23 protein-coding genes and 1 tRNA gene are annotated in these 24,162 nt (G+C 71.0%); 11 read left to right on the plus strand and 13 right to left on the minus strand.

From position 1 onward, the window contains the following. Positions 1 to 14: 14 nt before the first annotated feature. Both OGL88_RS08690 and OGL88_RS08695 read left to right on the plus strand, forming a co-directional pair. Positions 15 to 1,886, plus strand: coding sequence for a glycoside hydrolase family 2 protein (locus tag OGL88_RS08690; RefSeq protein ID WP_263054776.1), 1,872 nt, complete (start codon positions 15 to 17; stop codon positions 1,884 to 1,886). A gap of 152 nt (positions 1,887 to 2,038) precedes the next feature. Then, positions 2,039 to 3,259, plus strand: coding sequence for a hypothetical protein (locus OGL88_RS08695; protein WP_263091200.1), 1,221 nt, complete (start codon positions 2,039 to 2,041; stop codon positions 3,257 to 3,259). 31 nt (positions 3,260 to 3,290) lie between these two features. Here OGL88_RS08695 and OGL88_RS08700 read toward each other — a convergent pair whose 3' ends face one another. Continuing rightward, positions 3,291 to 4,349, minus strand: coding sequence for an amidase domain-containing protein (locus tag OGL88_RS08700; protein ID WP_263054774.1), 1,059 nt, complete (start codon positions 4,347 to 4,349; stop codon positions 3,291 to 3,293). Positions 4,350 to 4,459: 110 nt separating this feature from the next. On the opposite strand from OGL88_RS08700, the gene OGL88_RS08705 reads away from it, so the two are divergent. Further along, positions 4,460 to 4,843 (plus strand): hypothetical protein, encoded by a 384-nt coding sequence (locus OGL88_RS08705; RefSeq protein ID WP_263054773.1) that lies wholly within the window; start codon positions 4,460 to 4,462, stop codon positions 4,841 to 4,843. 87 nt (positions 4,844 to 4,930) lie between these two features. Here the strand turns inward: OGL88_RS08705 and OGL88_RS08710 are convergent, their stop codons facing one another. The 5 genes from OGL88_RS08710 to galU all read right to left on the minus strand — a co-directional run bounded on the left by OGL88_RS08710 (position 4,931) and on the right by galU (position 8,903). Further along, entirely contained in the window at positions 4,931 to 5,758 is an 828-nt protein-coding gene (locus OGL88_RS08710) for a hypothetical protein (RefSeq protein ID WP_263054772.1), read from the minus strand. A gap of 159 nt (positions 5,759 to 5,917) precedes the next feature. Then, positions 5,918 to 5,993 (minus strand) — tRNA-Ala (locus tag OGL88_RS08715). An 81-nt stretch (positions 5,994 to 6,074) separates the two neighbouring features. Further along, entirely contained in the window at positions 6,075 to 7,166 is a 1,092-nt protein-coding gene (locus OGL88_RS08720) for a hypothetical protein (protein WP_263054771.1), read from the minus strand. Positions 7,167 to 7,265: 99 nt separating this feature from the next. Then, positions 7,266 to 7,925, minus strand: a complete 660-nt coding sequence (locus OGL88_RS08725) for a GNAT family N-acetyltransferase (protein WP_111086296.1) — start codon at positions 7,923 to 7,925, stop codon at positions 7,266 to 7,268. A gap of 87 nt (positions 7,926 to 8,012) precedes the next feature. Further along, entirely contained in the window at positions 8,013 to 8,903 is an 891-nt protein-coding gene (gene galU, locus OGL88_RS08730; protein WP_123340808.1) for a UTP--glucose-1-phosphate uridylyltransferase GalU, read from the minus strand. Between the two features lie 115 nt (positions 8,904 to 9,018). Between galU and OGL88_RS08735 the strand changes: the two genes are divergently transcribed. The 3 genes from OGL88_RS08735 to mscL all read left to right on the plus strand — a co-directional run bounded on the left by OGL88_RS08735 (position 9,019) and on the right by mscL (position 10,461). Then, positions 9,019 to 9,603 carry a 5-formyltetrahydrofolate cyclo-ligase gene (locus OGL88_RS08735; RefSeq protein ID WP_111086298.1) on the plus strand — a complete coding sequence of 195 codons (585 nt, stop codon included), beginning with the start codon at positions 9,019 to 9,021 and terminating at the stop codon, positions 9,601 to 9,603. 1 nt (position 9,604) lies between these two features. Beyond that, positions 9,605 to 9,889 carry an FmdB family zinc ribbon protein gene (locus OGL88_RS08740; RefSeq protein WP_263054770.1) on the plus strand — a complete coding sequence of 95 codons (285 nt, stop codon included), beginning with the start codon at positions 9,605 to 9,607 and terminating at the stop codon, positions 9,887 to 9,889. A 71-nt stretch (positions 9,890 to 9,960) separates the two neighbouring features. Then, complete coding sequence (mscL, locus tag OGL88_RS08745) at positions 9,961 to 10,461, plus strand: large conductance mechanosensitive channel protein MscL (RefSeq protein WP_173170839.1); 501 nt, start codon at positions 9,961 to 9,963, stop codon at positions 10,459 to 10,461. Between the two features lie 141 nt (positions 10,462 to 10,602). Here the strand turns inward: mscL and OGL88_RS08750 are convergent, their stop codons facing one another. Both OGL88_RS08750 and OGL88_RS08755 read right to left on the minus strand, forming a co-directional pair. Next, positions 10,603 to 11,187, minus strand: a complete 585-nt coding sequence (locus OGL88_RS08750) for a CDP-alcohol phosphatidyltransferase family protein (protein WP_263054769.1) — start codon at positions 11,185 to 11,187, stop codon at positions 10,603 to 10,605. Between the two features lie 314 nt (positions 11,188 to 11,501). Continuing rightward, a complete protein-coding gene (locus OGL88_RS08755; RefSeq protein ID WP_263091201.1) occupies positions 11,502 to 15,365 on the minus strand; it encodes an AAA family ATPase in 3,864 nt (1,287 codons plus the stop codon). Between the two features lie 163 nt (positions 15,366 to 15,528). Between OGL88_RS08755 and OGL88_RS08760 the strand changes: the two genes are divergently transcribed. The 4 genes from OGL88_RS08760 to OGL88_RS08775 all read left to right on the plus strand — a co-directional run bounded on the left by OGL88_RS08760 (position 15,529) and on the right by OGL88_RS08775 (position 19,273). After that, positions 15,529 to 16,401, plus strand: coding sequence for an HpcH/HpaI aldolase/citrate lyase family protein (locus OGL88_RS08760; RefSeq protein WP_111086303.1), 873 nt, complete (start codon positions 15,529 to 15,531; stop codon positions 16,399 to 16,401). 10 nt (positions 16,402 to 16,411) lie between these two features. Beyond that, complete coding sequence (locus OGL88_RS08765) at positions 16,412 to 16,879, plus strand: DUF6264 family protein (RefSeq protein WP_308202613.1); 468 nt, start codon at positions 16,412 to 16,414, stop codon at positions 16,877 to 16,879. 108 nt (positions 16,880 to 16,987) lie between these two features. Continuing rightward, entirely contained in the window at positions 16,988 to 18,235 is a 1,248-nt protein-coding gene (locus tag OGL88_RS08770; protein ID WP_263054766.1) for an FAD-dependent oxidoreductase, read from the plus strand. Between the two features lie 159 nt (positions 18,236 to 18,394). Then, on the plus strand, positions 18,395 to 19,273 hold the full coding sequence (locus OGL88_RS08775; protein WP_205463171.1) for an aldo/keto reductase: 879 nt from the start codon (positions 18,395 to 18,397) through the stop codon (positions 19,271 to 19,273). An 85-nt stretch (positions 19,274 to 19,358) separates the two neighbouring features. On the opposite strand, the gene OGL88_RS08780 is transcribed toward OGL88_RS08775, so the two are convergent. Together OGL88_RS08780 and OGL88_RS08785 are read right to left on the minus strand one after the other, a co-directional pair. Further along, positions 19,359 to 19,835, minus strand: a complete 477-nt coding sequence (locus OGL88_RS08780; RefSeq protein WP_205463172.1) for a hypothetical protein — start codon at positions 19,833 to 19,835, stop codon at positions 19,359 to 19,361. Next, positions 19,835 to 20,245, minus strand: coding sequence for a hypothetical protein (locus tag OGL88_RS08785; protein WP_263054765.1), 411 nt, complete (start codon positions 20,243 to 20,245; stop codon positions 19,835 to 19,837). Before OGL88_RS08785 ends, OGL88_RS08780 begins: the two co-directional genes overlap by 1 nt. A gap of 114 nt (positions 20,246 to 20,359) precedes the next feature. Here OGL88_RS08785 and OGL88_RS08790 point away from each other — a divergent pair, with 114 nt between their 5' ends. After that, positions 20,360 to 21,325, plus strand: coding sequence for an NAD(P)H-quinone oxidoreductase (locus OGL88_RS08790; RefSeq protein ID WP_263054764.1), 966 nt, complete (start codon positions 20,360 to 20,362; stop codon positions 21,323 to 21,325). Here OGL88_RS08790 and OGL88_RS08795 read toward each other — a convergent pair. From OGL88_RS08795 to OGL88_RS08805, 3 genes are read right to left on the minus strand one after another with little or no spacing between them, the layout of a single operon-like run. Continuing rightward, a complete protein-coding gene (locus OGL88_RS08795) occupies positions 21,322 to 22,098 on the minus strand; it encodes an amino acid ABC transporter ATP-binding protein (protein ID WP_263054763.1) in 777 nt (258 codons plus the stop codon). The two genes, OGL88_RS08790 and OGL88_RS08795, sit on opposite strands and share 4 nt — an antisense overlap. Beyond that, complete coding sequence (locus tag OGL88_RS08800) at positions 22,095 to 22,973, minus strand: amino acid ABC transporter permease (RefSeq protein ID WP_205463175.1); 879 nt, start codon at positions 22,971 to 22,973, stop codon at positions 22,095 to 22,097. The genes OGL88_RS08795 and OGL88_RS08800 overlap by 4 nt, the downstream gene beginning before the upstream one ends. A 4-nt stretch (positions 22,974 to 22,977) precedes the next feature. Beyond that, entirely contained in the window at positions 22,978 to 23,799 is an 822-nt protein-coding gene (locus OGL88_RS08805) for an ABC transporter substrate-binding protein (protein WP_263054762.1), read from the minus strand. Positions 23,800 to 24,162 lie beyond the last annotated feature (363 nt).

Below are 24,162 nucleotides of genomic sequence, written 5' to 3' on the forward strand. Positions count from 1 at the left end.
GGGAGCATGGACCCATGAGCACGCTCGACGGCACCGTGGCCGCACCTGACACCGCATCCGCTCCCGCACTCCCCCTCGCCTCGCGGCAGGACGGCACGTACCCCCGGCCGCAGATGCTCCGCACCGCGTGGGCCGACCTCGACGGCACGTGGTCCTTCCGGAACGACGGCGACGACACCGACTGGCGCACCGGGTTCCCCGACGCCCGCGACATCGTCGTTCCGTTCCCGCCCGAGTCCGTCGCCTCGGGCATCGACGAGCCCGGCTTCCACCCGGTGGTCTGGTACTCCCGTGCCATCACCCGCGCCGACCTCGAGGCCGCTGGACACGGCACCGTCGCACCCCGACTCGTCCTGCACTTCGGCGCCGTCGACTACCGCGCCCGCGTCTGGATCGACGGCCAGTTCATCGGCGAGCACGAGGGCGGCCACACGCCCTTCTCCTTCGACGTGACCGACGCGTTGACGAGCCCGGAGGCCGACCCCGACGCCGTCCACACCCTGGTCGTCCGCGCCGAGGACGACCCGCACGACCTGACCCAGCCCCGCGGCAAGCAGGACTGGCACGAGGACCCGCACGCCATCTGGTACCGCCGCACCACGGGCATCTGGCAGACCGTGTGGCTCGAAGCCGTGCCGACCGCCTCGATCGAGTACCTGCGCTGGACGAACGTCGACCACGCCACCGTCCGCCTGACGGTCCGGATCGCGGGCGGCCGCACCGGCGGAGAGCGCCTGCGCGTCGTCGCCTGGTGGGACGAGCGCGACGAGCACCTCGCCACCGTCGAGGCCACGCTCGGCGACACCTCGGACGAGTTCGACGTGGTCGTGCCGATCGCGCGCCAGACGAACGGGCAGGCCGAGGACGAACTGCACTGGACCCCGGACGCCCCACGCCTGGTCGACGCCACGGTCTCGCTGCTCCCCCGCACCGGCGCGACGCCGATCGACTCCGTCGCGTCCTACTTCGGGCTCCGCACGGTCGGGGTCGACGGCGGCACCTTCCTGCTGAACGGCCGCAGCTACGACGTCCGCAGCGTCCTGAACCAGGGCTACTGGCCGGACTCGCACATCGCCGCACCGTCGCGCGAGGCGCTGCGCCGCGAGGTCGAGCTCATCAAGGAGCTCGGCTTCAACGCCGCCCGCAACCACCAGAAGATCGAGGACCCCCGGTTCCTGTACTGGGCGGACCGCCTCGGCATCCTGGTCTGGGGCGAGGCCCCCGGCGCCTACGCCTTCTCGCCGCGAGCCGTCCAGCGCCTGATGCGCGAGTGGATGGACGCCGTCGAGCGCGATGCCTCGCACCCGTCGATCGTCACGTGGGTGCCCGCGAACGAGAGCTGGGGCGTGCAGCACATCGCCACCGACCCGGCGCAGCAGGCCTACGCCCGGTCCCTCGCCGACGTCACGCGGGCGATCGACCCGACGCGTCCGGTGATCTCGAACGACGGGTGGGAGCACACCAACTCCGACATCGTCACGGTCCACGACTACGAGGGTGCCGGCGACGCCCTCGCCAAGACCTACGCGGACGATGCCGCCCGCACGGCCCTCTTCGCCCACTTCGGCCCGGCGGACCGCTGGGTGCTCGTCGGTGGTGCGCAGGACCTCGGCCAGCCGGTGATGCTCACCGAGTTCGGTGGCGTGAACTACCAGCCGGGTGCACAGCGCGAGGACGGCTGGGGCTACACCTCGGCCAGCGACGGCGACGACTGGGTCACCCGCATCACGGCGCTGTACGACGCCATCCGGGCGAGTTCGTTCCTGGCCGGCTCCTGCTACACGCAGCTGACCGACACCATGCAGGAGACGAACGGCCTGCTGAACGCCGACCGGTCCCCGAAGGTCCCGATCGAGCAGATCCGCCTGGCGGTCACCGGTCGCTAGCCGGGAGGCCCGCACTTCGTGAGCAGCAATGGTCGGGTCCGGCAGACGGACCCGACCATTGCTGCTCACGATGCACGCAGGCCGGCTCTCGGCCCGACGCACGGCCCGCCCGCTGGAGCGGGCACGGGCCCTGGTCTGCGAGGATCGGGCGGGTGACGAGCGTGGCGGAGACGAGCCGGGCCTCCCGGTCGGGGGTGCGCAGCCTGCTGACCGGTCCCCGCAGCACGTGGACCGCGCCCCTGCTGATCTGGGCGGCCTCGCGCCTGGTGAGCACGCTGCTGCTCGCGACGATGTACGTGCTGGCGACCGCGAACGACTGGACGTTCGCCTCGTACCGGCAGGACCCGTCGTTCTTCACGTTCTCCGGATCCTGGGACGCCTCGTTCTACCGGACCATCGCGGAGCACGGGTACCCGGCCACGCTCCCCCTCGACGATGCGGGCCACGTCGCACCGAACGCCTGGGCGTTCCTCCCGGTGTTCCCGGCCGTCGTGTGGGCCGTCATGGCCCTGACGGGTGCGTCGTTCTGGGTCGCGGGCGTGCTCGTCGCAACGATCGCGGGCGCCGTGGCCTGCGTGCTGCTGTACCGGCTCGTGCTCGCGGTGGGGTGCTCGCACCGGGCCCGCTGGGCCACCGCACTGTTCGCGTTCGCGCCGACCGGGTTCCTGCTGCAGGTCGCCTACGCCGAGAGCCTGCTGCTCGTGCTGCTGTTCGGCGCGCTGCTGGCGCTGGTCCGGCGTCGGTACTGGCTGATCGCACCGCTCGGGGTGGTCGCGGCGTTCACGAAACCCGGAGTCCTCGCGTTGGCGGTGGCGCTTGCCGTGCACCTGGTCGTCCGGTGGATGGCCGCGCGTCGACAGGGAACACCGTTCCCGTGGCACGACCGCATCGCGATCGTGGCGTCCGGGCTCGTCGTCGCGGCGGCGGGTCTGGCGTGGCCGGTGATCGCCTCGGCGGTGACCGGGCGGCCGAACGCCTACCTGGACACCGAACTGTCGTGGTGGGTGGGGTTCGTCGGGCGACAGCACTTCGCCCCGCTGACGCCGTGGTTCACGATGGCCTCGACATGGCTCGGACCGCTCGGCGTCGTGCTCGTCGTCGCGGTGCTCGCCGGCGCGGTGTGGTTCTTCTCTCGCAGGAGCACCAGAGCCCTCGGGCCGGACGTGCTCGCGTTCACGGCGTCGTACGGGCTGTACCTGGTCGCGGTGTTCCTGCCGCAGCAGTCGTTGCCGCGGCTGCTCATGCCGATGGCGCCGGTGCTCGGGTCGGACGTGTTCGTGCGGACACGGCGGCGAGCGGTGACGTGGCTCGTGGTCGGGGTGTGCCTGCAGCCGGTCGCGATCGTGCTGCTCTGGTTCCTCGGGTACCCCTGAGCGGCGGGCCGATGTCAGTCGGCCTGTCGGCCTACGCGTCGAACGTGTGGAACCAGGCCGTCCCACCCGGGTGCTGCACCGTGATCATCTCGTCGAGGTCGCGGTACGGGCCGTCCTGGTTGTGGCTCGCCGACTTGATGCGGATGGTGCCGTCGGGCTCGGTGAAGACCTCGGACACGATGGTGGTGTGGTCCGGCGACCCGTTCGCGTTCCAGTCGTAGAAGACGATGTCGCCGACCTTCACCTCGTCGCGCTCGTCCGAGGAACGCCGGGTGAGCCCGAACTCCGCAGCGTTCGTCTCGAGCCACGGGTCCATCGTCGGGCAGTACGTCCACGTGGCACTGTGCTCGGCGCCGGCAGCCCGGTTGTACCAGTCGGAGCGCTGCTCCCAACCGCGGGCGATGAGCGTCTGGCTCACGTAGTTCGCGCAGTCGCCACCGATCGGGTTCATGGTGCCGTACTCGGACAGGTTGTAGTCCTTCCAGTGCGCCATCGCGTACTGGAGCTGCCGGTCGACGTCGGTCAGCGCGGCGTACGCCATCGACGACGTCGCGACCGCGGTGGACGCATCGGGGACCGGCGCTGCCGTGGGGGTCGGTGTCGCCGTGGCCGAGTCCTGCGTCACGCCGGTCTGCCCGTCGTTCGCGGCGCTGCCGTTGCCGTCGGACGACTGGTTGGCGGACGGGCTCGGCTCGATCGACTCGGTGAAGAGCGCGACGGCGGCGTCACCAGGGGTGTACATCGCCTGGTGCGGGGCCGTGAAGGTGACCTTCGTGGCCGTCGCCGTGACGTCGCGCGCGGCGACCCCGCCGACGGTGACGCCCTTGACCGCGGCGAGGCCGGTCCCCGCGACCGTGACCGTGACGCCGCCGACGAGCGGGACCTGCGCCGGGGTCAGGGACTTCGCGACGGGCTTCGGGGTGGACGTGCTCGTACTGCCGTTGCCGTCCTCGGCATTGCCGTTCTTGCCGCTGCTGCTCTTGCCGCCGCCGTCCTTGCCACCGCCGGACGAGCACGCGGCGACCGCGAGCCCGATCCCGGCGACACCGGCGAGGGACAGGAGTGCGCGGCGGTTCATCGAGGCAGTCATGACACAGCCAGCGTAAGCGACGCACCTGACGTTCCGACACGGCATGATCGTCTCCGGGGGGCGAGCGTCCTCCGTGTCCGCACGGACACGTTCGAGAGGATCAGCAGACCATGCCCGAGAGCCACGACTTCTTCGTCGCGACCGACCCCGAGACCGCCCGTGCACAGGTGCGCGAGGCCCTCGCCCGCGAGGGCTACACCGTCGACGACGCCGAGCAGGGCTCGCTGCGAGCCACCCGCGGCAGCATGGGCCTGACGCTGCTCATCGGCGGCATGGCGAACGACCGCACGTTCCACACCCGCCTGGACGTGCAGATCATGATCGCCCCGGACGGCCGCACCGTCGCTCGACTGCTGCGCGGCTCCGGCAAGTCCGCGATCAAGGGCGGTGCGCTCGGCATCTCACGCGGCAACCGTGCCTTCGAGCAGGCCGCGAACGCCATCCACACCACCTTCGCGCAGGCGGGCGTCCTGACGGACAGCTTCGCGAGCTGACGCTCAGGCCGTGGCGGGTCCGCTCGGCACGATGACGGACGACAGGCCCGGTGCCAGCTGGCGCCGGGCCTGTCGGCCTCGAGGCGGTCAGGTGCAGGAGACGTCGCGGTCGATGGTCCTGGAACCGTAGGGGACCTCGACCTGGACCATCGCGATCTTGCCGCCGGACAGGGGTGTGCCGGCGCAGGTCTTCCGTGCCTTGGTGATCGTGCCCTTGCCGATCGCGATCCAGTTCGACCGGCCGCGCAGCGGGCTGCTCGACTTGACCGTGCCCGCGATGGTCTTCCACTGCGAACCGTTCGAGTAGATGCCGATCGTGCGCACGCCACCGGCCTTGAGCCCGACGATCATGCCCTGCATCGCCGCGCGGTTCTGGGCGGTGTCCCGCTGGTACGACAGCCCCGTCTCGACGTCGAGCCACCAGCGGTACGCGGACGGGTTCGCGACGCCACGGCTCTTCACGTCGTCGTACCCGCGGGCGTACCCGTACATGAAGGAGCACGCCAGGGTGACCTGCTTCTTGCCACCCTTGGTCACGCACTTGCCGAACGGGTTGGTGGGCACCGTGCCCTGGTAGCTGTTCGACGTGGGCCAGACCGATGCCGTCAGGCCCGGATTGGCGAACAGCACGTACAGCTGCGTCTTCGGCTGGGCCGAGCCCCCGACCGAACGCCCAGCCCACGCGAGTTGTTCGGCGAGGCACGGGTTCGTGGTGTTGCCGAGGGAACCGTTGACGCCGACGATGCCGAACGCCTGGTCGGTCGGGACCTGGCGGCCGCACTGCGGCCAGGAGATGTCGACTCCCAACGGGGTGACCGCTGCGGACGCGCTGGAGGACGGACCGCCGACGGCGATGCCGGCGACGACGACCACCGTGGTCGCGACGGTCGCGATGAGACGACTGGTACGGAACATGCTCTCCCCCTGGTCGGGCCCTGCGGGCCGGAAGCGCCCACCGGCGCACGGGGAGTCTAGGGCGGTGCGTCGGACAACACACCACCCCTGTTCGTCCACAGCACGACGACAGCAGAACGGCCCGGAACCTGTCGGCTCCGGGCCGTTCGTGTTGCTACCTGGTGGAGCTAAGGGGATTCGAACCCCTGACCTTCTCATTGCGAACGAGACGCGCTACCAACTGCGCCATAGCCCCAAGTGCTCGATCACACTAGCACCACCGTTCGGCCGATCCGAAATCGTGGACAGCCGTTCGGCGTGCCGCTGATGCCGCGGGTCAGACCGCGCGGCGCCGACGCATGATCGCGTCGAGGTCGGCCTGCTGGTACGCGTCGTCGTCCAGGACACCCATGCCGGCCCACTTGCTCGGCGGACCCGGCGGCGTGGTCGGCTCGTCCGGCGTCTCGGCGACGAGCTCCGGGACGGCGGGAGCACGCAGCCCCAGCCGCTCGGCGAGACGCCCCTGGTCGTGGGCGGACAGCGACGCGGCAGCGTCCTCGAGCTCCGGACGCATCCGGGACACGGTGGCGAGCGACGGGTCGGACTCCCCTGCGCGGATCGCTGCCGCTTCCGCTTCCGCCTCGGCCTTGGCCTCGGCGACGCGCTCCTTGAGTCGCGCAGCGAGCTCGGCGGACGACTCCGGCGAGGCAGCGGGCGCTGTCGGACGCTCCACGTACAGCGGCTTCGGCACCCGGTTCGGGGTCCAGCTGCGGTCCTCCGCGGGTTCTGCGGACTGCTCGGTCGACAGCGGCGGCGCCGGGTCCGTCCACGTGCTCGCGGGCCGGGAGGCACGGGTCGCGCCCGCCTCGGCCGCCGCGACACGGGTCTTCCGTGCCGTCGCCACCTGGTGCAGCTGGGCCAGGACGGCTACGGACCCACCCGCGGCGAGGAGCCCGGCGACACCGACGAGCCACAGGGCGGGCGACGCGACGAAGACGACCAGCGCGACGACGACGCCGAGCGTGCCGAACAGGGTGGCTCCGAGGCGGGAGCGGCGCATGCGCATCGCGGTCAGCGCGGGCACCGACGACGCACGCTCGAGGACGGGGGCCTGCTCGGCGAGCCGGCGGGTGATCTCCCGCTGGCGTGCGGCCTCGTGAGCCCGGACGATCGCGGTGCGCTTGGCCTCTTCGGACCGGGCGACGCGCTGCGCCTCGGCCAGGGACTTCGCGTTCATCTCGACACGGACCTCGTCGGGCAGTTCGGCGGTCTGCGCCAGGATCCGCAGGGTCTGCTGCAAGCGGATCGCGTTGCGTTCGGTGGCGAGGTACTGGCGTCGGGCGGCCCACGACGGCATCAGGTAGACGAGCCAGAGCACGGCCGCGACGAGCAGGACGATGCCGCCACCCCACGAGCCGATTCCTGCCATGGGGACACGGTAGGGGCGGGGGTATCCCCGTCGCGTGATTGCGGAACGCGTGTTGCGCGTGTCGCGGCGGAATCCGTGGGTCGTGCCACGGGCCTCCTGTCAGAGACGCGGCGTGGTGGTGATCGGCAGCGCCGCTTCGTCGCGGGCGGCGAGCGGCACCGCGCCGAGGCCGGGTGGCACCTGCCCGCGGACCCAGCGCTCGAGGACGCCCTCGCGGACCTCCTCGGCGACGAGCGCGAAGCAGAAGTGGTCGCGCCAGTCCCCGTTGATGTGGATGTACCGGCGACGCAGCCCTTCGTACCGGAAACCGAGCTTCTCGACGACGCGCAGGGACGGGGCGTTCTCCGGCCGGATGCAGATCTCGATGCGGTGCACGCCGACGGCGCGGAAGCAGTGGTCGACGGCGAGGGCGACCGAGATCGGGGTCACGTTGTGTCCGGCGGCGTCCTCGACGACCCAGTAGCCGATCGAGGCGCTGGCCAGGGATCCGTAGGTGATGCCGGAGACGTTCAGCTGCCCGACGAACCGGCCGTCGAGTTCCATCGCGAACGGCAGTCCGAGTCCCGCGCGGGCGTTGGCCTGGAGCGCGCGGATGCTGCCACGGACGTCGGTGGAGACGTGTCCTGAGGGGTTCGTGGCCTCCCAGGTGCGGAGCCACGAACGGTTGGACGCCAGCGCGAGGTCGAGGTCGCGCGTGTCACGGAGCCGGAGGGGCCGGATGGTGACCCGCCCGTGGGAGAGGGTCGGGATCGTCGTCATCGCTTGGTTCCTCCGGGATCCCGCCGCTGTGCGGGGCGGGGTGTCCCGCCCGGGTCCGAGTGCACGGGCCCGGGCGGGATGGCCGACTCATTCGCCCGCGTTGAACTCCTTCAGCCACGACTTGAGGTCGGGGCCGAGGTCTTCGCGGTCCGAGGCGAGCTGCACGATCGCCTTGATGTAGTCGAGTTTGTCACCGGTGTCGTACCGGCGTCCACGGAACACGACGCCGTACACGCCGCCGGTCCACTCCTCGGCACTCGCCATCTTCATGAGCGCGTCGGTGAGCTGGATCTCGCCGCCCTTGCCGGGCTCCTGCTTCTCGAGGACGTCGAAGACCTCGGGGCGGATGACGTAGCGGCCGATGATCGCCAGGTTCGAGGGCGCCTCGCCCTGCGGGGGCTTCTCGACGAGCCCGGTGATCTTCACGACGTCGTCGGTGTCAGTCGGTTCGACCGTGGCGATGCCGTACAGGTGGGTCTGCGACTCGGGGACCTCGAGCAGCGCCACGATGGTGGCGTTCTTCTCGCCCTGGACCTCGATCATGCGCTTGAGCAGCGGGTCGCGGGCGTCGATGATGTCGTCACCGAGGAGCACGGCGAACGGCTCGCGGCCGACGTGCATCTTCGCGCGGAGCACCGCGTGGCCGAGGCCGAGCGGGTCACCCTGGCGCACGTAGTGCATGTCGGCGAGGTCCGTCGACTGGTTGACCTTCTGCAGCTTCTCGTGGTCACCCTTCTTCTTGAGGGTCTCCTCGAGCTCCGACACGTGGTCGAAGTGGTTCTCGAGTGCGTTCTTGTTGCGGCCCGTGATCATCAGGACGTCGGTGAGTCCTGCGCCGACAGCCTCTTCCACCACGTACTGGATGGCTGGCTTGTCGACGACGGGGAGCATCTCCTTCGGCATCGCCTTGGTCGCGGGGAGGAAGCGAGTGCCCAGCCCTGCCGCTGGGATCACCGCCTTGGAAATCTGGAAGCCCATGCCCCAGACCGTATCCGATCCGGGTTTCCGGGGCATGTCATCGCTACTGGGGACACGGCATCAGCGCGTTTCCCGGCGGGAAGCCGCAACGGATGCGCTCGGTAGACTCCTGCGCATGATCGCTGATCTCGGGAACGAGAAGCGCGCCCTGCGAGCCGAACTCCGGCAGCGGCGGCGCACCCGGACCACGACGGAACGCGACGCGGACAGCGCGGCGCTCACCGCGACCCTGCAGCGCTTCGCCGAGGAGCGCCAGGTGACCTCGCTGGCGCTCTACCTGTCGGCGTCGGACGAGCCGAACGTCCGGCCCTTCCTGAACTGGGCGTTCGCGCACGACATCCGGGTGCTCCTGCCGGTCACGCGCGAGGACGGCCTGCTCGACTGGGCGGTCGGCGACGGCGAGAGCGAGACCGAGGGCATCTTCGGCATGCCCGAGGTCGTCGGCGAGGTCCTGTCCCCGCTCGCCATCAACGACGTCGACGCGATCCTCGCTCCCGCAGCTGCCGTCGGGCACGACGGCGTCCGGATGGGATGGGGTCGCGGCTACTACGACAAGACCCTCGGGTCCATGGCGAAGCGCCCGCCCGTCTATGCTGTGATCTTCGACGCGGAGTACCTCGACGAGGTCCCGCGCGAACCCCACGACGAACCCGTCGACGGCATCATCACGCCGTCACGCATCATCACGTTCCGGAGCTGACGTGCCCACCTACTCGTACCGTTGCACCGAGTGCGACAACGCGTTCGACATCAAGCAGTCGTTCTCCGACGCCACCCTGACCGAGTGCCCGGTGTGCGGCGGTGTCCTGCGCAAGGTGTTCTCCCCCGTCGGCGTGACGTTCAACGGCGGCGGCTTCTACCGCACCGACTCCCGCCCGGCGCCGAAGTCCGAGGGCTCGTCGAGCACGCCGGCCAAGTCGGAGCCGAAGTCCACTCCGGCCAAGAGCGAGCCGAAGCCGAGCACGCCGAAGCCCAGCGCCTCCTGACCGAGAGAACTCCTCGCCGATAGGTTGATGGGGTCGCCGTCCGGCGACTGTCCTCGACCGGAAGGAGTCCCGTGAAGGGCTTCAAGGAGTTCCTGCTCCGCGGCAACGTCATCGACCTGGCCGTCGCAGTCGTCATCGGTGCTGCGTTCACCGCGATCGTCACCGCGATCGTCACCAGCCTCATCAACCCCCTGATCGGCGCGGTCTTCAACGCCTCGAGCCTCGACAAGGCGCTCGTCTGGTCCATCCCGACGGTCTCCGGCGGAAGCGCGAAGATCCTGTTCGGCGCGATCATCGGCGCGGTCATCAACTTCGTGATCGTCGCCGCCGTCGTGTACTTCGCCCTCGTCGTGCCCGTGAACCACCTGAAGAAGGTGGCGTTCGAGCGCGTCAAGAACGACGAGGAGCAGACCCCGCAGGACGTGCCCCCGACGGACGTCGAGGTGCTGCTCGAGATCCGCGACCTGCTCCGCTCCCAGAACGGCGAGCCGACGAGCACGGGATCGGGTGCGCACGTCGCTCCGAGCACCGCGCCCGAGGGCCCCGGCATCGGCGGCTCGACGAAGCTCTAGCAGGGGCATCCCCGCCGACGGCGCCGCGATCGCGCCCCTCCACGGCCTTCGCGCCCCGACTCTTCGGGGCGCGATGCCCGTTCGGGGGCGCGATCGTGCGCTACCGGCCGCAGCCGGCGTCAAGGTGCGGCAGGGGTGCCGTCAGGCGGCGGGGACTCGGCGGCGCTTCGCGAACATCGCCGTCGCGTACTGGATGCCCGCCAGGACGTGGCCCACGGTGCCGAGGTAGACGAAGACCAGTGCGACGATCCGCACCCACGGCGCGTTCTCGTCGACGGCGTGCACGGCCGAGAACAGCAGCACCGGCAGGCCCACGAAGAGCAGCGCGGAGCGGATCTTGCCGGTCCACGTGACGTCGAGGTCCGGGTTGCCGTGGAACAGCACGCTCGACAGCACCACGAGCACCAGGTCGACGAGCACGACGACGGCGACGACCCACCACGGCAGCAGGCCGGTGAGCACGAGCGACAGCACGATCGCGATGATGGCGAGTCGGTCGGCGACGGGGTCGATCGCCTTGCCGAGCTTCGAGCCCTGGTCGAACTTGCGTGCGATGAAGCCGTCCGCCCAGTCGCTCACGCCGATGACGACGAGTGCGACCAACGCCCAGCCGGGGTGTCCGGCGACGACGAGCCACACGAAGACCGGGATCAGCAGCAGCCGGAACAGCGAGATCAGGTTCGGCCAGGTCTGCCAGTCGGGGCGCTGCCGCACGGTGTCAGTCATCGCAGGCCAGGCTACCTGTTACCAGTGCGGCGGGACGTCCCGCCGGAGCTGGTCGTCGTTCTCGCCGTCGCGGTGTCGCGCCGGTTCCGGCGGCGGCGCCGGGTCGTAGCCCGGCACCGGCTGGGTGGTGACGCGTCTGCGACGCCGCACCGGGCCTCCCGACAGGTCGTCCGTGTCGCGTCCGGTCGACGCTGCTGGACCGGGAGGCGCGACTGACGACGCGTCGTCGGCCCGCGTCCACGTGCCCACCAGCTGGTCCGCCTCCGGCGTCACCGGACCGGCGGGCCGGGAGGCCCGCCGACTCGGCCGAGGAGTCATCGCCGGGCGGGGATCGGGGGGATCGAGATCTCCTGCGTGGCGCCACGGTCGACGCCGAGCACGGCGGCGACGGTGTTCGCGACGCGGTCCGGGTCGGAGAACAGCTGGAACGCGTGCACGCGGACGTAGTGCCATCCGAGTCGGCGCAGGACCTCCGGGCGGAGGCGCAGTGACTCGCGCAGCGACCCCTTGACCAGCGACGCGTCGGTCTCGATCGTGACGCAGACACCGCCGTGCGCGGCCACCAGGCCGAGCTTGCCGCGGTGCCCGAGCGCGACCGGGATGCCACGCATCTCGAGTCGGCGGGCCAGGTCGACGAGCAGCGGGTCGGAGTCGTCCGGCACGTACTCGGCGGTGGTGCGCGCACGCACCTCGGCCAGGATCTCGGCGAGGGCGACCGTGCCGTGCCCCATGCGCTCGGCCTCGATGTCGGACGGCTGGAAGCACGTCACGATCACCATCGAGCGGCGCGCACGGGTCATCGCGACCGCGAGCAACCGCTCGCCGCCGGGCTTGCCGAGCGGACCGAAGTCACGCAGGACACGGCCGTGCGGGGTGCGGCCGTAGCCGATGGAGAACACGACGCGGTCGCGGCTCTGCGCGACCGACTGCTCGAGCGTCGCCACGATGAACGGCTCGGCGCGGTCACCGATGACGAACTCGGTCAGGTCCTTGTGGCCCTGCGCCGCGGTCAGCACGGCCTGCTCGACGCGCACGGCGTGCTTCGCCGAGGCGGTGATGACCATGAGCGACTCGCTCGGACGGGTGCGGGCGTGGTCGATGACGAGTCGGACGACGCGGTCCACCTCGGCGTCGACGCTCTCGACGGCGCCGGACTCGGGGTCCGGCACGGCCTTGCCGTCGCTGACGTAGTCGAGCGCGATCGATCCGTGCCCGAGGAACGAGCCGGCCCACGGCAGCGACTCGATCTTGCCGCCGTAGAAGCGACGGTTCACGAGTTCGGCCAGGTCCTCGCCGCCGGCGCGGTACGACCGCGAGAGCGACAGGGTCGGCAGCAGCGTGGAGAGCTTCGCCAGTGCGGAGTCGGCGTGGAAGGCGTCGAGGGTGCCCTCGTCGACCTGCAGCGCACGGTGCTCGGGGTCGACGGCGATGCGGAACGGCGACGGTGTCTGCGTGACCGGGTCACCGAAGACGACGGTCTGGCGCGCACGACGGACGGCCCCGACGGTCTCGGCGATCGTCACGGCCCCGGCGTCGACCAGGATCACGGTGTCGAACGGCATCGTGTCGGCGATCTGGGAGACCTCGTACGGGCTCGCGAGCCACACGGGCGCGATCGACCGGGACAGGTGGGGTGCGGAGTCCTGGAGCAGGCGCGAGGTGATCGCACCCTCGCGCAGCTGGGTCTTCAGCGCCGTGGCCTCTTCCGGCCAGTCGACGAGCCCGACCTTCCAGTTCTCGGCGAGCTGCCACGCCAGGCCCTGGGAGACCCCGGCCGCGTGGGCGTCGTCGACGAGGCGGAAGTCGGCCTCGACCCGGTCGAGCATGTCGGTGTTCGCGCCGAGCAGCGCCCGGTCGGACTCGAGCATCGTCTCGAGGGCGGACTGCCACCAGGCGAGCTCGAGCTCGGCCGGTACCTGCAGGTCCGGCACGTGCCGGTTCGCCAGGTCGGTGATGAGCGGCTCGAGCTGCAGGTCGCGCAGGGTCTGCATGAGCTCGGTGCGCTCCTGCAGGTTGTGCAGGACGTCGGACTCGGCCGCGAGCTCGGCGATGGTGGGGACGAGCTGGTCGACCGGGGTGTTCGCGAGCTGCCGGTCGCGCTCGGTCCGGCCGAGCGGCTCGTCGAGGCGCGCGAGGTCCTCGGCGACGTTCGAGAACAGCACCTGCACGTCCGCGATGCCTGTGGGCACCTCGGGGTTCACGCCAGCGGCGACGTAGCGCTGCCAGAGCACCCGCTGCTGCTGCACCCGGGTCAGGGCCTCGTGCAGGTCGGAGACGTGCACGCCGGGGCGGACGTACTCACGTGCGAGCTTCTTCAGGCGACGACGGTTCGTCGACGACATCGGAGCGCCCTCGCCGCGCGGGGCGGTGGCGGCGACGAGCTCGGACACCGAGCGGTCGAAGACCACCGGCAGGAAGCGGTCGAGGGTGTCACGGATCTCGGTGAGCAGGCGCAGGTAGATGCCGAGCTCGTTGATCGTCGTGAACTGGCGCATGTGCGTCGAGCTCACGAGGTCGTGTGCTCGGCGGAGCAGCGTCGGCAGCCCGTCGGAGTCGAGGTCCTTCGCGATGCGGTGCGCGCGCTGGGCGCCGTCGCTGGTGGAGAACTTCGCGCCGTACCAGGGCGAGTCGTCGGGACCGTAGCGGAACTCACCGAGGTTGGCCGCGCTGACCATCGTCTCGGCGACGCGCGAGCGCCCCTCCACCATGGACGCCACGGACTGCTTCGACAGCCGCGCGGTCGTCGACGGCGGGACCGGCAGGAGGGACAGGCGCGAGAGTTCGACCAGGCAGTCGAGCACCGAGACGCCGAAGTCGGCGTCCTTGCGGGTGAGCGAACCGCGGTAGTCCTTCAGGACCTTGCGGAGCCGGACCAGGGCGTCGTCGACCTCGCGCAGGTTCGGACGGGCCGCCTTCTCGTTCCGGGCGATGGCACGGACGACGTCACGGCGCAGGGTCGACGGTGTGACCGCGACGCCGGGCAGCTGGACCTCGCCGAAGCGCGCCGCGATGCCGCGCAGGGTCGCACGGCGCGGGCTCACCACGAGGACGCGCTTGTTCGCGGCGACCAGGCCGCCCAGGGCGTTCACGATCGTCTGGGTGCCACCGGTGCCCGGCAGGGTCTTGACGACGATGGAGTTGCCGGCCGCGATCTGCGCGATCACGTTCTCCTGCTCGTCGTCGGCGTCGAGCAGCAGGGTGTCGGTCTCCGGGCTGCGCTCGTCGGACGGGGTCTGCTCGACCGGGTGGTACGACTGCTCGACCTGCCACTTGGCGCTCGGGTTGCCGGCCAGGGCGTCGAGCACGGGGTGGGACAGGTCGCCGGTGTCCTCGACCAGGCCGGTCGCGACCTCGGCGAAGGTGGAGACCACGAGCCGGGCGTGCACGGAGAAACCGGGGATGTGCGCGGTCAGGCCGCGCAGCCGGTCGATGACGGGGTTCGGCGTGAACGAGCCGTCCTGCTGCGCGAGTGCCACGAAGGACTGCGCGTCGAGGATGACGCCGAACTGCTCGTGCAGCGCATCGGCGAGACCGGGGTTGAGCACGGGTTCGCCGAGGAGCCGGACCTCGAAGTCACGGCCGTGGCGACGGATCGCCAGCGGGCGCAGGAGCACCGGGCCGCGGAACTGCTCGTCGCCGTGCTTCCAGTCGGCCATGCCGATGCCGAGCTTCACGGCGTCGATCCCGCGCACCGTGGCGAGCTCGGTGCCCTTCGCCTCGACTTGGCCGGCGGCGACGCGGGCCGCACGGAGCGCCACCTCGTCGCGGATCAGGCTGGACAGCAGGGTGGTCTTGCCGGTGATGAACTGAGCGAGGCCGCCCGGGTGCGTCGTCGACAGTTCGATGCGCGCGCGGGGGTGGTCGCTGAAGTGGGTGAGCGGGCTCGTGCCGCCGACGCCGGTGAGCTGGCCGCGCCAGCCGTCCCACGTCGGTTCGGCCGCGTTGCCCGCCTGCAGCCGGGGATCGCCGAGGCTGATCGCCTGCGGGCTGGTCAGCTGCAGTTCCGGGCGGAGCGTACGGTCCGGTTCGTCGTCGGTCCGGTCCTCGTCCACGTCCTGCTGCTCGTCTCGGTCGTCGCGGTGGTCTCGCTGACCGCGGTCGTCTCGCTCGTCGTCGGGGCGCTCGTGGGCACCCTCGACGGGGACGTCGTCGTTCACGTCGTCCTCACCGTCGGTCACCCTGTCCGCTCGCCACACATCCGACACTGTAGGCGGGAACGAGCGCCCTCTCTGGCAATGAACCGAGGTTTCGGGGTTTCCGGTACACGGCGTCAGGCGTCCGATCCGACGCGACAGACCTCCGATCGGCCGTCCGACGCGTCCGATGTGGTACCAACGGGGCATGGCCATCGACGACCGCACCACCCCGTCCGCCCCCACGCCGAACCGGCGTCGATCGGTCCCCGCCGAGATCTCCCGCTCGTGGCTGCTCGTCTCCGGCACCGCGACCGACCGGTTCGAGAAGTCGCAGCGGTCCCGCGCCGACCAGATCATCCTGGACATCGAGGACGCCGTCGACCCCGCCGCCAAGCCCTCGGCACGGCAGGGCGTCGCCGCGTGGCTGGCCGGCGGCGGTGAGGCCTGGGTCCGGATCAACGACGTCACGACCGACTTCTGGGCCGACGACGTCGAAGAACTCCGTGGGCTGCCCGGGCTGCAGGGCGTGATGCTCGCCAAGACCGAGTCCCCCGCCCAGGTCACCGACACGTGGCACCGGCTCGGCGGCCAGACCCCGGTCATCGCGCTGGTCGAGTCGGCGCTCGGCATCGAGGAGTCCGTCTCGATCGCGCGGGCGCAGGGCGCGTTCCGGCTGGCGTTCGGCTCGGGCGACTACCGCCGCGACACCGGCACGAGCGCCGACACCCTGGCGATGGCGTACCCGCGGTCGAAGCTCGTCGTCGCGTCGCGCGTCGGCGACCTGCCCGGCCCGATCGACGGCCCGACGGTGGGGTCGTCGCACCCGATCCTGCGCGAGCAGTCCCAGGTCGCGGTGTCGCTCGGCCTGACCGGCAAGCTCTGCCTGGACACCGAGCAGCTGCCCGTCATCAACGAGGTCATCTCCCCCACGCCGACCGACGTCGCCTGGGCGCAGGACTTCCTCGACGACTTCGAGGCCCGTGGCAAGGTCATCCGCGACGGTTCGGACCTGCCCCGCCTGGGTCGGGCGCAGAAGATCCAGCGGCTCGCACAGGCGTTCGGCGTGGAAGCGCGGTAGGACTGCTCCCATGACCTGGTCCAACGTCCCCGGCGGTCCGCCGCAGTCCTCGCCCGGCCCCCAGGACCCGCAGCGCGCGGCCTGGGAGCGCAGCGGCACCACGTTGTTCCCGCCGGCGAAGCTCGCCGACCGGATCTCGACCGTGCTGCTGCTGGCCTTCGGTGCCGTGATGACGATCGTCACCGCCGTCGTCGGCATCATCGCGGTCATCTCGGCGACCGCGACCTGCGATGCCTCGGCCGGGTGCTCGCCCGGCGGGTACATCGGCGGCACGGCCATCGCCGTCGGCGGCGCGTTCGTGATCGGCGTCGCCACGATCGTGCTCGCGATCGGCGCGTGGATCCGTCGGAAGTCGTCGTGGTGGATCGCCGCGGTCGGCTTCGTGCTCGCGATCGCCGTGATCACGTGGGGCGGGGTCGTCTTCGCGAACGCCGCCGACGGCGAGACTGCGTCGTCCTCGGTGTCCGCGAGCGCCTAGCCCCGACGCGCACCACGCTTCCGACAGGACACGAGGTGATCACCTCGTGTCCTGTCGTGTTGCGGGTGCGCGCAGTGCGCGGGTCCGACACGGCGTAGCGTCCACGGCATGGTGACGGTGTCGCGGACGACGGTCGCGGTGGTCGGTGGCGGCCCCGCCGGGGTCGTCCTCGGGCTGCTGCTCGCCCGGGCCGGCATCGACGTGCGCGTCATCGAGCAGCACGACGACTTCAACCGGGACTTCCGGGGCGACACCGTGCACGCCTCGACGATCCGGCTGCTCGACGAGCTCGGCCTCGGCGAGCGCTTCCGGGCCCTGCCGCAGTCACGGCTCGACGACTTCTCCCTGCCGATGCCCGACGGGTCGCGGCTGCTTCTCGGCGACTTCTCACGGCTCGCTCCCCCGTACGACCACGTGGCGATGGTGCCGCAGTGGGACCTGCTCGACCTGCTCGTGACCGCTGCCCGGCAGGAACCGTCGTTCGACATCGCGATGGGCCGCGCGGCGACCGGGCTCATCGAGGAGAACGGCACCGTCACCGGGGTCCACCTCCGCCCGCGTGACGGCAGCGGCGAACCCGAGGAGCTCCGCGCCGACGTCGTGGTCGCCTGCGACGGACGGAACTCGGTGCTGCGCCGAGCAGCGGGGTTCGTGCCGCGGGCGTTCCCGGTGCCGTTCGACACCTGGTGGTTCCGGCTCCCCCGGCGGTCGGGCGATGCGGCGAGCGCCCTGACCCCCGCGTTCTCGGGGGAGGACGTGCTGCTGAGCTTCCCGCGGCCCGACTACCACCAGGTCGCGTACTTCGCTCCGAAGGGCTCGGACGCGGCGCTGCGAGCCGAGGGGGTCGTTGCCTTCCGGGAGCGGGTGGCCCGGCTCCGTCCGGACTTCGCCGACCGGGTCGACACGATCGGGTCGATGGACGACGTGCACGTGCTCGACGTCCGGATGGACCGGTTGCGGCGGTGGTGGCGGCCGGGGCTGCTGTGCATCGGCGACGCGGCGCACGCGATGTCGCCCGCGGGCGGGGTGGGGATCAACCTCGCGGTGCAGGACGCCGTGGCGACGGCCGCGATCCTGGTTCCGTCGTTGCGGCGCGGGCTCGGTGGTGCGGGGCTGGACGGTGCGCTGGCCGCGGTGCAGCGTCGTCGGAGGCCGCCGGCAGTGGTCGTCCAGTCGGCGCAGGCCGTGCTGCACCGCGTCGTGTTCGAGCGGGCCTTCGCCGGACGGCTGCAGGACGGGCCACCGCTGCTGCCCGTGCTGCTCGCCCGGTACGTGCCGCCGTCGCGGGGCCTCTACGCCCGGGGCATCGCGTTCGGGCCGCTGCCGGAGCACGCGCCCAGCTGGGCGCGGCGCTGAGCGACCGACGCAGAACGGAGTGGGTGCGGTGGACGGGACCGGACGGCGGACGGGAGGCGCGGGGCGGGGCCGCCACGGGCCTCCCGGTCGGCGGGCGGTCACCACCACTGCGCGACGCACCCTGTGCGCGACCGCGCGCCCCCGGCGCATGCTGGGGCCATGAAGCAACGAGTCATCGGAGACGTGTCGGTCAGCGCCATCGGTCTGGGCGGGATGCCCATGTCGATCGAGGGGCGCCCCGACGAACGACAGTCCATCGCGACCATCCATGCCGCGCTCGAGAACGGTGTCACGCTCATCGACACCGCGGACGCGTACCACCTGGCCGCCCACGACGAGGTGGGGCACAACGAGGAGCTCATCGCCCGGGCGGTCCGCGAGTTCCACGGCGACACCGAGTCGATCCTCATCGCCACGAAGGGCGGCCACCTGCGACCGGAGGCCGGCGCCTGGGCGCAGAACGGCCACCCGGAGTACCTGAAGCAGGCGGCGAGGGCGTCGGCGAAGCGCCTCGGCGTCGAGGCGATCGGCCTGTACCAGTTCCACCGTCCGGACCCCGCCGTCCCGTACGCCGAGTCGGTCGGCGCGCTCGGCGAGCTGCTCGACGAGGGCGTCATCCGGATGGCCGGCATCTCGAACGCGGATCCCGACCAGATCCGGACAGCGAACGAGGTCCTCGACGGACGACTCGCCTCGGTGCAGAACCAGTTCTCGCCGAAGTTCCGGTCGAGCGAGCCGGAACTCGAGCTCTGCGACGAGCTCGGGATCGCGTTCCTGCCGTGGAGCCCGCTCGGCGGCATCGCGAACGCCGCCGACCTCGGCACCGCCTACGAGGACTTCGCGTACATCGCACGCGACCGCGGCGTGACCCCGCAGGTCATCGCGCTCGCGTGGGAGCTGCAGAAGAGCGACGTGGTCGTCCCGATCCCCGGGGCGTCGCGGCCGCAGTCGATCCTCGACTCGCTGACCGCACCGACCGTGAAGCTGCGACCGGAGGACGTCGCCCGTCTGGACGCGTCGCAGCCGGCGGCCGTCTGACGCGTCCCCGGCACGACGACGCCCCGCAGTTCCGGTCGGAGCTGCGGGGCGTCGTCGTGTGGTGCTGGTGCACTGCGACGTCGGGCTAGTTGCTCGGGCAGACCGCCGAGACCTCGTTCAGTGATGACTGCACGTCGGTCTGGGCGTCCTTCGCCTCGGCGGAGTCGCTCGAGCCGCTGGAGGTGAGCGCCGAGGCGTACTCCTTCGCGTCCTCGGTGAAGTCCTCGAAGGCGTCGTGGACGTCGTCGTTGGTGACCTTCGGCAGCGCTGCGTCGAGACGGTCGGTGAACTCGCCGACCAGCTTCGCGCGGGCTGCGGGGTCCGCCGGCGCCGAGGACGACGTCTGCTCGGCGATGAACGACCGGAGCTCGTTCTCGACCAGGGCGCACGCCTCGGTCTTGGTCTGCGCGGGAGCGGCGGCCGACGTCTTCGACGGGGCGGAGGTCTTCGACGGAGCAGACGTGTCCGCTGAGTCGCCGTCGTCCGACGACCCGCCGGAGCAGCCTGCCAGCAGCGCCACGGCGACGAGCGCCGTGGTCACCGCGGTGAGGGTGCGGCGCATCAGGAGTTGCACTCCTTCTGGAAGGCGTTGCCGGCGTCCTGCACCTTGGTGCTGGACTTCGTGAGCGCCGAGACGTCGGCCGACTGCGGGTCCTTCGCGATGTCCTCGATCTGGTCGACGAGGTCGCCGTAGGCGTCCTCGAACGCCTCGCCCTTGTCCTGCAGGGCGTCGTCGGACAGGTCGTCGACGCCGTCGGAGATCTTCTCGTCGAGCTCCTTGAGCTTCGTGACGGCGGCGTCCGGGTCGGACTGCAGGTTCGCGGCCTCGGACTGCACGCCCTCGGCGGCGGTCTTGACCGTCTTCTCGAACTGGGTGCACTGGTCGGCCTTCGACGGCCCGGTCGAGCAACCGGCGAGCAGGGTGAGCGCGAGGCCGGCGGTGGCGAGCGCGATGAGCTTGTTCTTCGGCATGGTGGAGAGTCCCCCTCGATCGGTCCGCACTCCCCCGGATGAGGTGCAGATCCGTCATCGAGCGTACATGGGGCACTCACAGGATGACCGGCCGCCCGGCGTACCGTCGAGGGCATGCGCGCCATCACGTTCGACGACACCACCATGTCCGTGACCGACCTGCCCGACCCGGTGCCCGCCGCGGGTGAGGTGCTCATCGAGGTCGCTGCCGCCGGGGTGAACAACGCCGACCTGCAGCAGCGCGCGGGGAACTACCCGCCGCCGCCCGGGGCCTCGGAGATCCTCGGGCTCGAGGTCTCCGGCACCGTCCGGGCCCTCGGCGAGGGGGTGACCTCGGTGGCCGTCGGCGACCGCGTCTGTGCCCTGCTCTCCGGCGGCGGCTACGCCTCGCTCGTCGTGGCTCCCGCGACGCAGGTGCTGCCGGTCCCCGACTCGGTCGACCTGGTCGAGGCTGCCGGTCTGCCCGAAGCCGCCTGCACCGTGTACTCGAACATCGGCATGCTCGCCGGACTCCGCCCCGGCCAGACGCTGCTCGTGCACGGAGGCACCGGCGGCATGGGCTCGCACGCCGTCCTGTGGGCGAAGGCCCTCGGCGCCACGGTCATCGCGACGAGCGGCGGTGACCGCAAGGTCCAGGCGTCGCGTGACCTCGGCGCGGACCTGGTGGTCGACCACCGCGCCGAGGACTTCGTGGAGCGCGTCCTGGCGTTCACGGACGGCGTCGGGGTCGACGTGGTGCTCGACGTCGTCGGACCGTCGTACCTGGCGCGGAACCTGCAGGCCCTCGCACCCAACGGGCACATCGCCGTCATCGCCTCGGGCAGCGGCAGCACCGCCGAGCTCGACCTCGGCGAGCTGATGCGGAAGCGGGCGTCGATCAGCGGGACGACCCTGCGCGCCCGGCCGCTCGCCGAGAAGGCCGCGATCGTCGCCGCCGTCCGTGAGCACGTCTGGCCCTTCGTCGCCGACGGCAGCGTCCGACCGGTGATCGACACCGTCCTGCCGCTCGCCGAGGTCGAGGAGGCGCACCGGAAGGTCCGCGACGGCGAGGTCGTCGGGAAGGTGCTGCTGACGCTCTAGGCGTGGACGCGGGAGAGGAACTCGACCAGCGCCGGGTGCTGCGGGGCGTCGAGGACCTCGGCGGGGACGCCCTGCTCGACGACCTCGCCCCGGCGCAGGAACACGATCCGGTCGGCCACGTTCCGTGCGAAGTGCATCTCGTGCGTGGTCATCAGGATCGTCGACCCCTGCCGCTTCAGCTCGGTGACCAGGTCGAGCACCTCACCGACGAGCTGGGGGTCGAGCGCGCTCGTGACCTCGTCGAGCAGCAGGAGCTCGGGGTCGGAAGCGATCGCCCGGACGATGGCCACACGCTGCTGCTGGCCGCCGGAGAGCCGGTCCGGGTACGCGTCGGCGAACTCTGCCAGCCCGATCCGTTCGAGCAGCCGACGCGCGGTCGCCTCCGCCTGCGCTCGACCGACGCCGTGCACCTGCCGTGAGGCAAGCGTCACGTTGTCGAGCACGCGCATGTGCGGGAACAGGTTCAACTGCTGGAAGACCACGCCGATCCGCGCCCGGACGCCGTCGACGGCGATGCGGGGATCGGCGATGTCGGTCCCCTGCAGCAGGATCTCGCCGTCGTCGATGCCCTCGAGCAGGTTCACCGTCTTGAGCAGGGTCGACTTGCCCGAGCCGGACGCCCCGATGACGCAGATGACCTCGTGGCGGTGCAGCGTCAGGTCGATGCCGCGCAGGACCTCCTGCTCGCCGAAGGCCTTGCGCAACCCGCGCAGTTCGAGGACCGCAGCGTCCGCACCCGACGCACCACGGGCCTCCTGGCCGACCTCGCTCATACGGTCCCTCCGATCTGCTCGCGCCGCTGCTGGCGGCGCGCGATCGCGTCCGTGACGCGGATCAGCGGCAGACTGATCACCACGAACAGCAGCCCCGCGACGAAGTACGGCGTGAAGTTGTAGGTCTCCGCCTGCGCGATCTGCGCCGAACGGACCGCGTCGACGGCGCCGAGGATCGACACCAGACCGACGTCCTTCTGCATCGAGACGAAGTCGTTCATCAGCGCCGGTGTGACCTTGCGGATCGCCTGCGGCAGCACCACGAGCCGCAGCGTCTTGGCGTGCGAGAGCCCGAGCGACCGCGCGGCCAGACGCTGCGAGGGGTGCACGGCCTCCATGCCGGCACGCAGGACCTCGGCGATGTACGACGAGTACGTCAGGACGATCGCGATCGTGCCCCAGACCTCGGCGGGCAGCCGCGGGAACACCCCGAGACCGGGGATCCCGTAGCCGACCAGGTACAGCACGATGATGAGCGGCAGGCCGCGGAACAGGTCCGTGTACCCGGTGGCGAGCATCCGCAGCGGGAAGAAGACCGGGTTCCGCAGGCCCCGCACCACGGCGAGCAGGGTGCCGAACACGGCGACGCCGATGGCGCTGAAGAACAGGATGCGCACGTTCAGCCAGAGGCCCAGCAGGATGTCCGGGAAGCTGTCGATCGCGGTCTGCGGGTCGAAGAACGACTGCTGGACCGCTGCCCAGCCGGGGGTGTTCACGACACCGAAGTAGGCGATCGCGATCACCACGAGCGTCGACACCACCGACACCACGATCGACCGGCGTCCACGCTGCCGACGGTAGAGCCGCCGCTCGGCCTCGACCTGGCTCGGCGCGGCTGCGGCGACCGCGGTACCGGCGCCTGCTGGCACGGTCATGCGGTTACTTCAGGACCGGGGTGTTGGTCTCCGAGGAGAGCCACTTGGTCTGCAGGTCCTCGAGCGTGCCGTCGTCCGTCAGCGACTTGAGCGCCTTGTCCACCTTGCTCGTGAGCTCCGAGCCCTTCGGCAGGACGAAGCCGAACTGGTCGCCCTTGCCGTCCGACGGGAACTGCGCCGACACCGTGCCGTCGTCGAGCTGCGCTGCCGCCATGTAGAACGCCGTCGGCAGGTCGGTGACGATCGCGTCGATCTGGCCCGACTTCAGTGCGAGCACGGCGTCGTCGTTCGAGTTGAAGACCTGCGGAGTGACCCCCAGCACGCTCTTCACGCTGGCGATCGACGTGGACCCGGTGGCGACGCCGATCGCGTCCTTCTTCAGCGCGGCGATGCTCGTGTCGTCGACGGCCTTCGAGGTGCTGGTCGTCACCACGGCCTGCGTCGTCGTGTAGTAGGCGCTCGACATGTCGACGGCCTTCTTGCGCTTGGCGTCGATCGAGAACTGCTGGACGTTGAGGTCCCAGTCCTTCGGACCCGGTGCGATCGCGCTGTCGAAGGTGCTGCGCTTCCACACGACGTCGGACTTGCTGTAGCCCATCTCCTTCGCGACCGCGTAGGCCACGGCGGACTCGAAGCCCTTGCCGGACTCCGGCTTGTTGTCCTCGATCCACGGCGAGTACGCCGGCTCACCGGTGGCGATCGTCAGCTTGCCGTCGGTGACGGTGCCGTCTTCGTTGCTGCCGCTGCCGGCGGCGCACGACGTCAGGGCGAGGGCGGCGACCGCGGCTGTTGCGACGGCGAGGGTGAAGCGGAGGGATCGGGTCACGGTCGGGCCTTCGTGCGAGGGGGTTGGGGGCAGGTCGAAGTGTACTTCGCGGTGGGATACCAACGCGACTCCTGGCGTCTAACGCGACCCGGTTCCGTGTCACACACCAGTCGACCGGTCGACGTCGGGCCGGTAATCTGGCGAAGCGGGCTGAACCGAGCGCATGCTCGGCTGAGGTCTGAGATCAAGGGGCGCCCCACCACGGGGTGCCCCCTTTCTGCGCTCTGGACGCGCTCCGCCCGCTCTGTCCCGCAGACCGACGACAGCCTCGCGCCGAGCGCACCAGGCGATCCGCCGAGATTTGCAGTCACAGCCGGTTGCGCATCAGCCTTCGATGCCGACCCAACGTCGACGACGCGGGAG

This window comes from Curtobacterium sp. RIT-PI-V (genome assembly GCF_025642935.1).
GTDB lineage: Bacteria > Actinomycetota > Actinomycetes > Actinomycetales > Microbacteriaceae > Curtobacterium.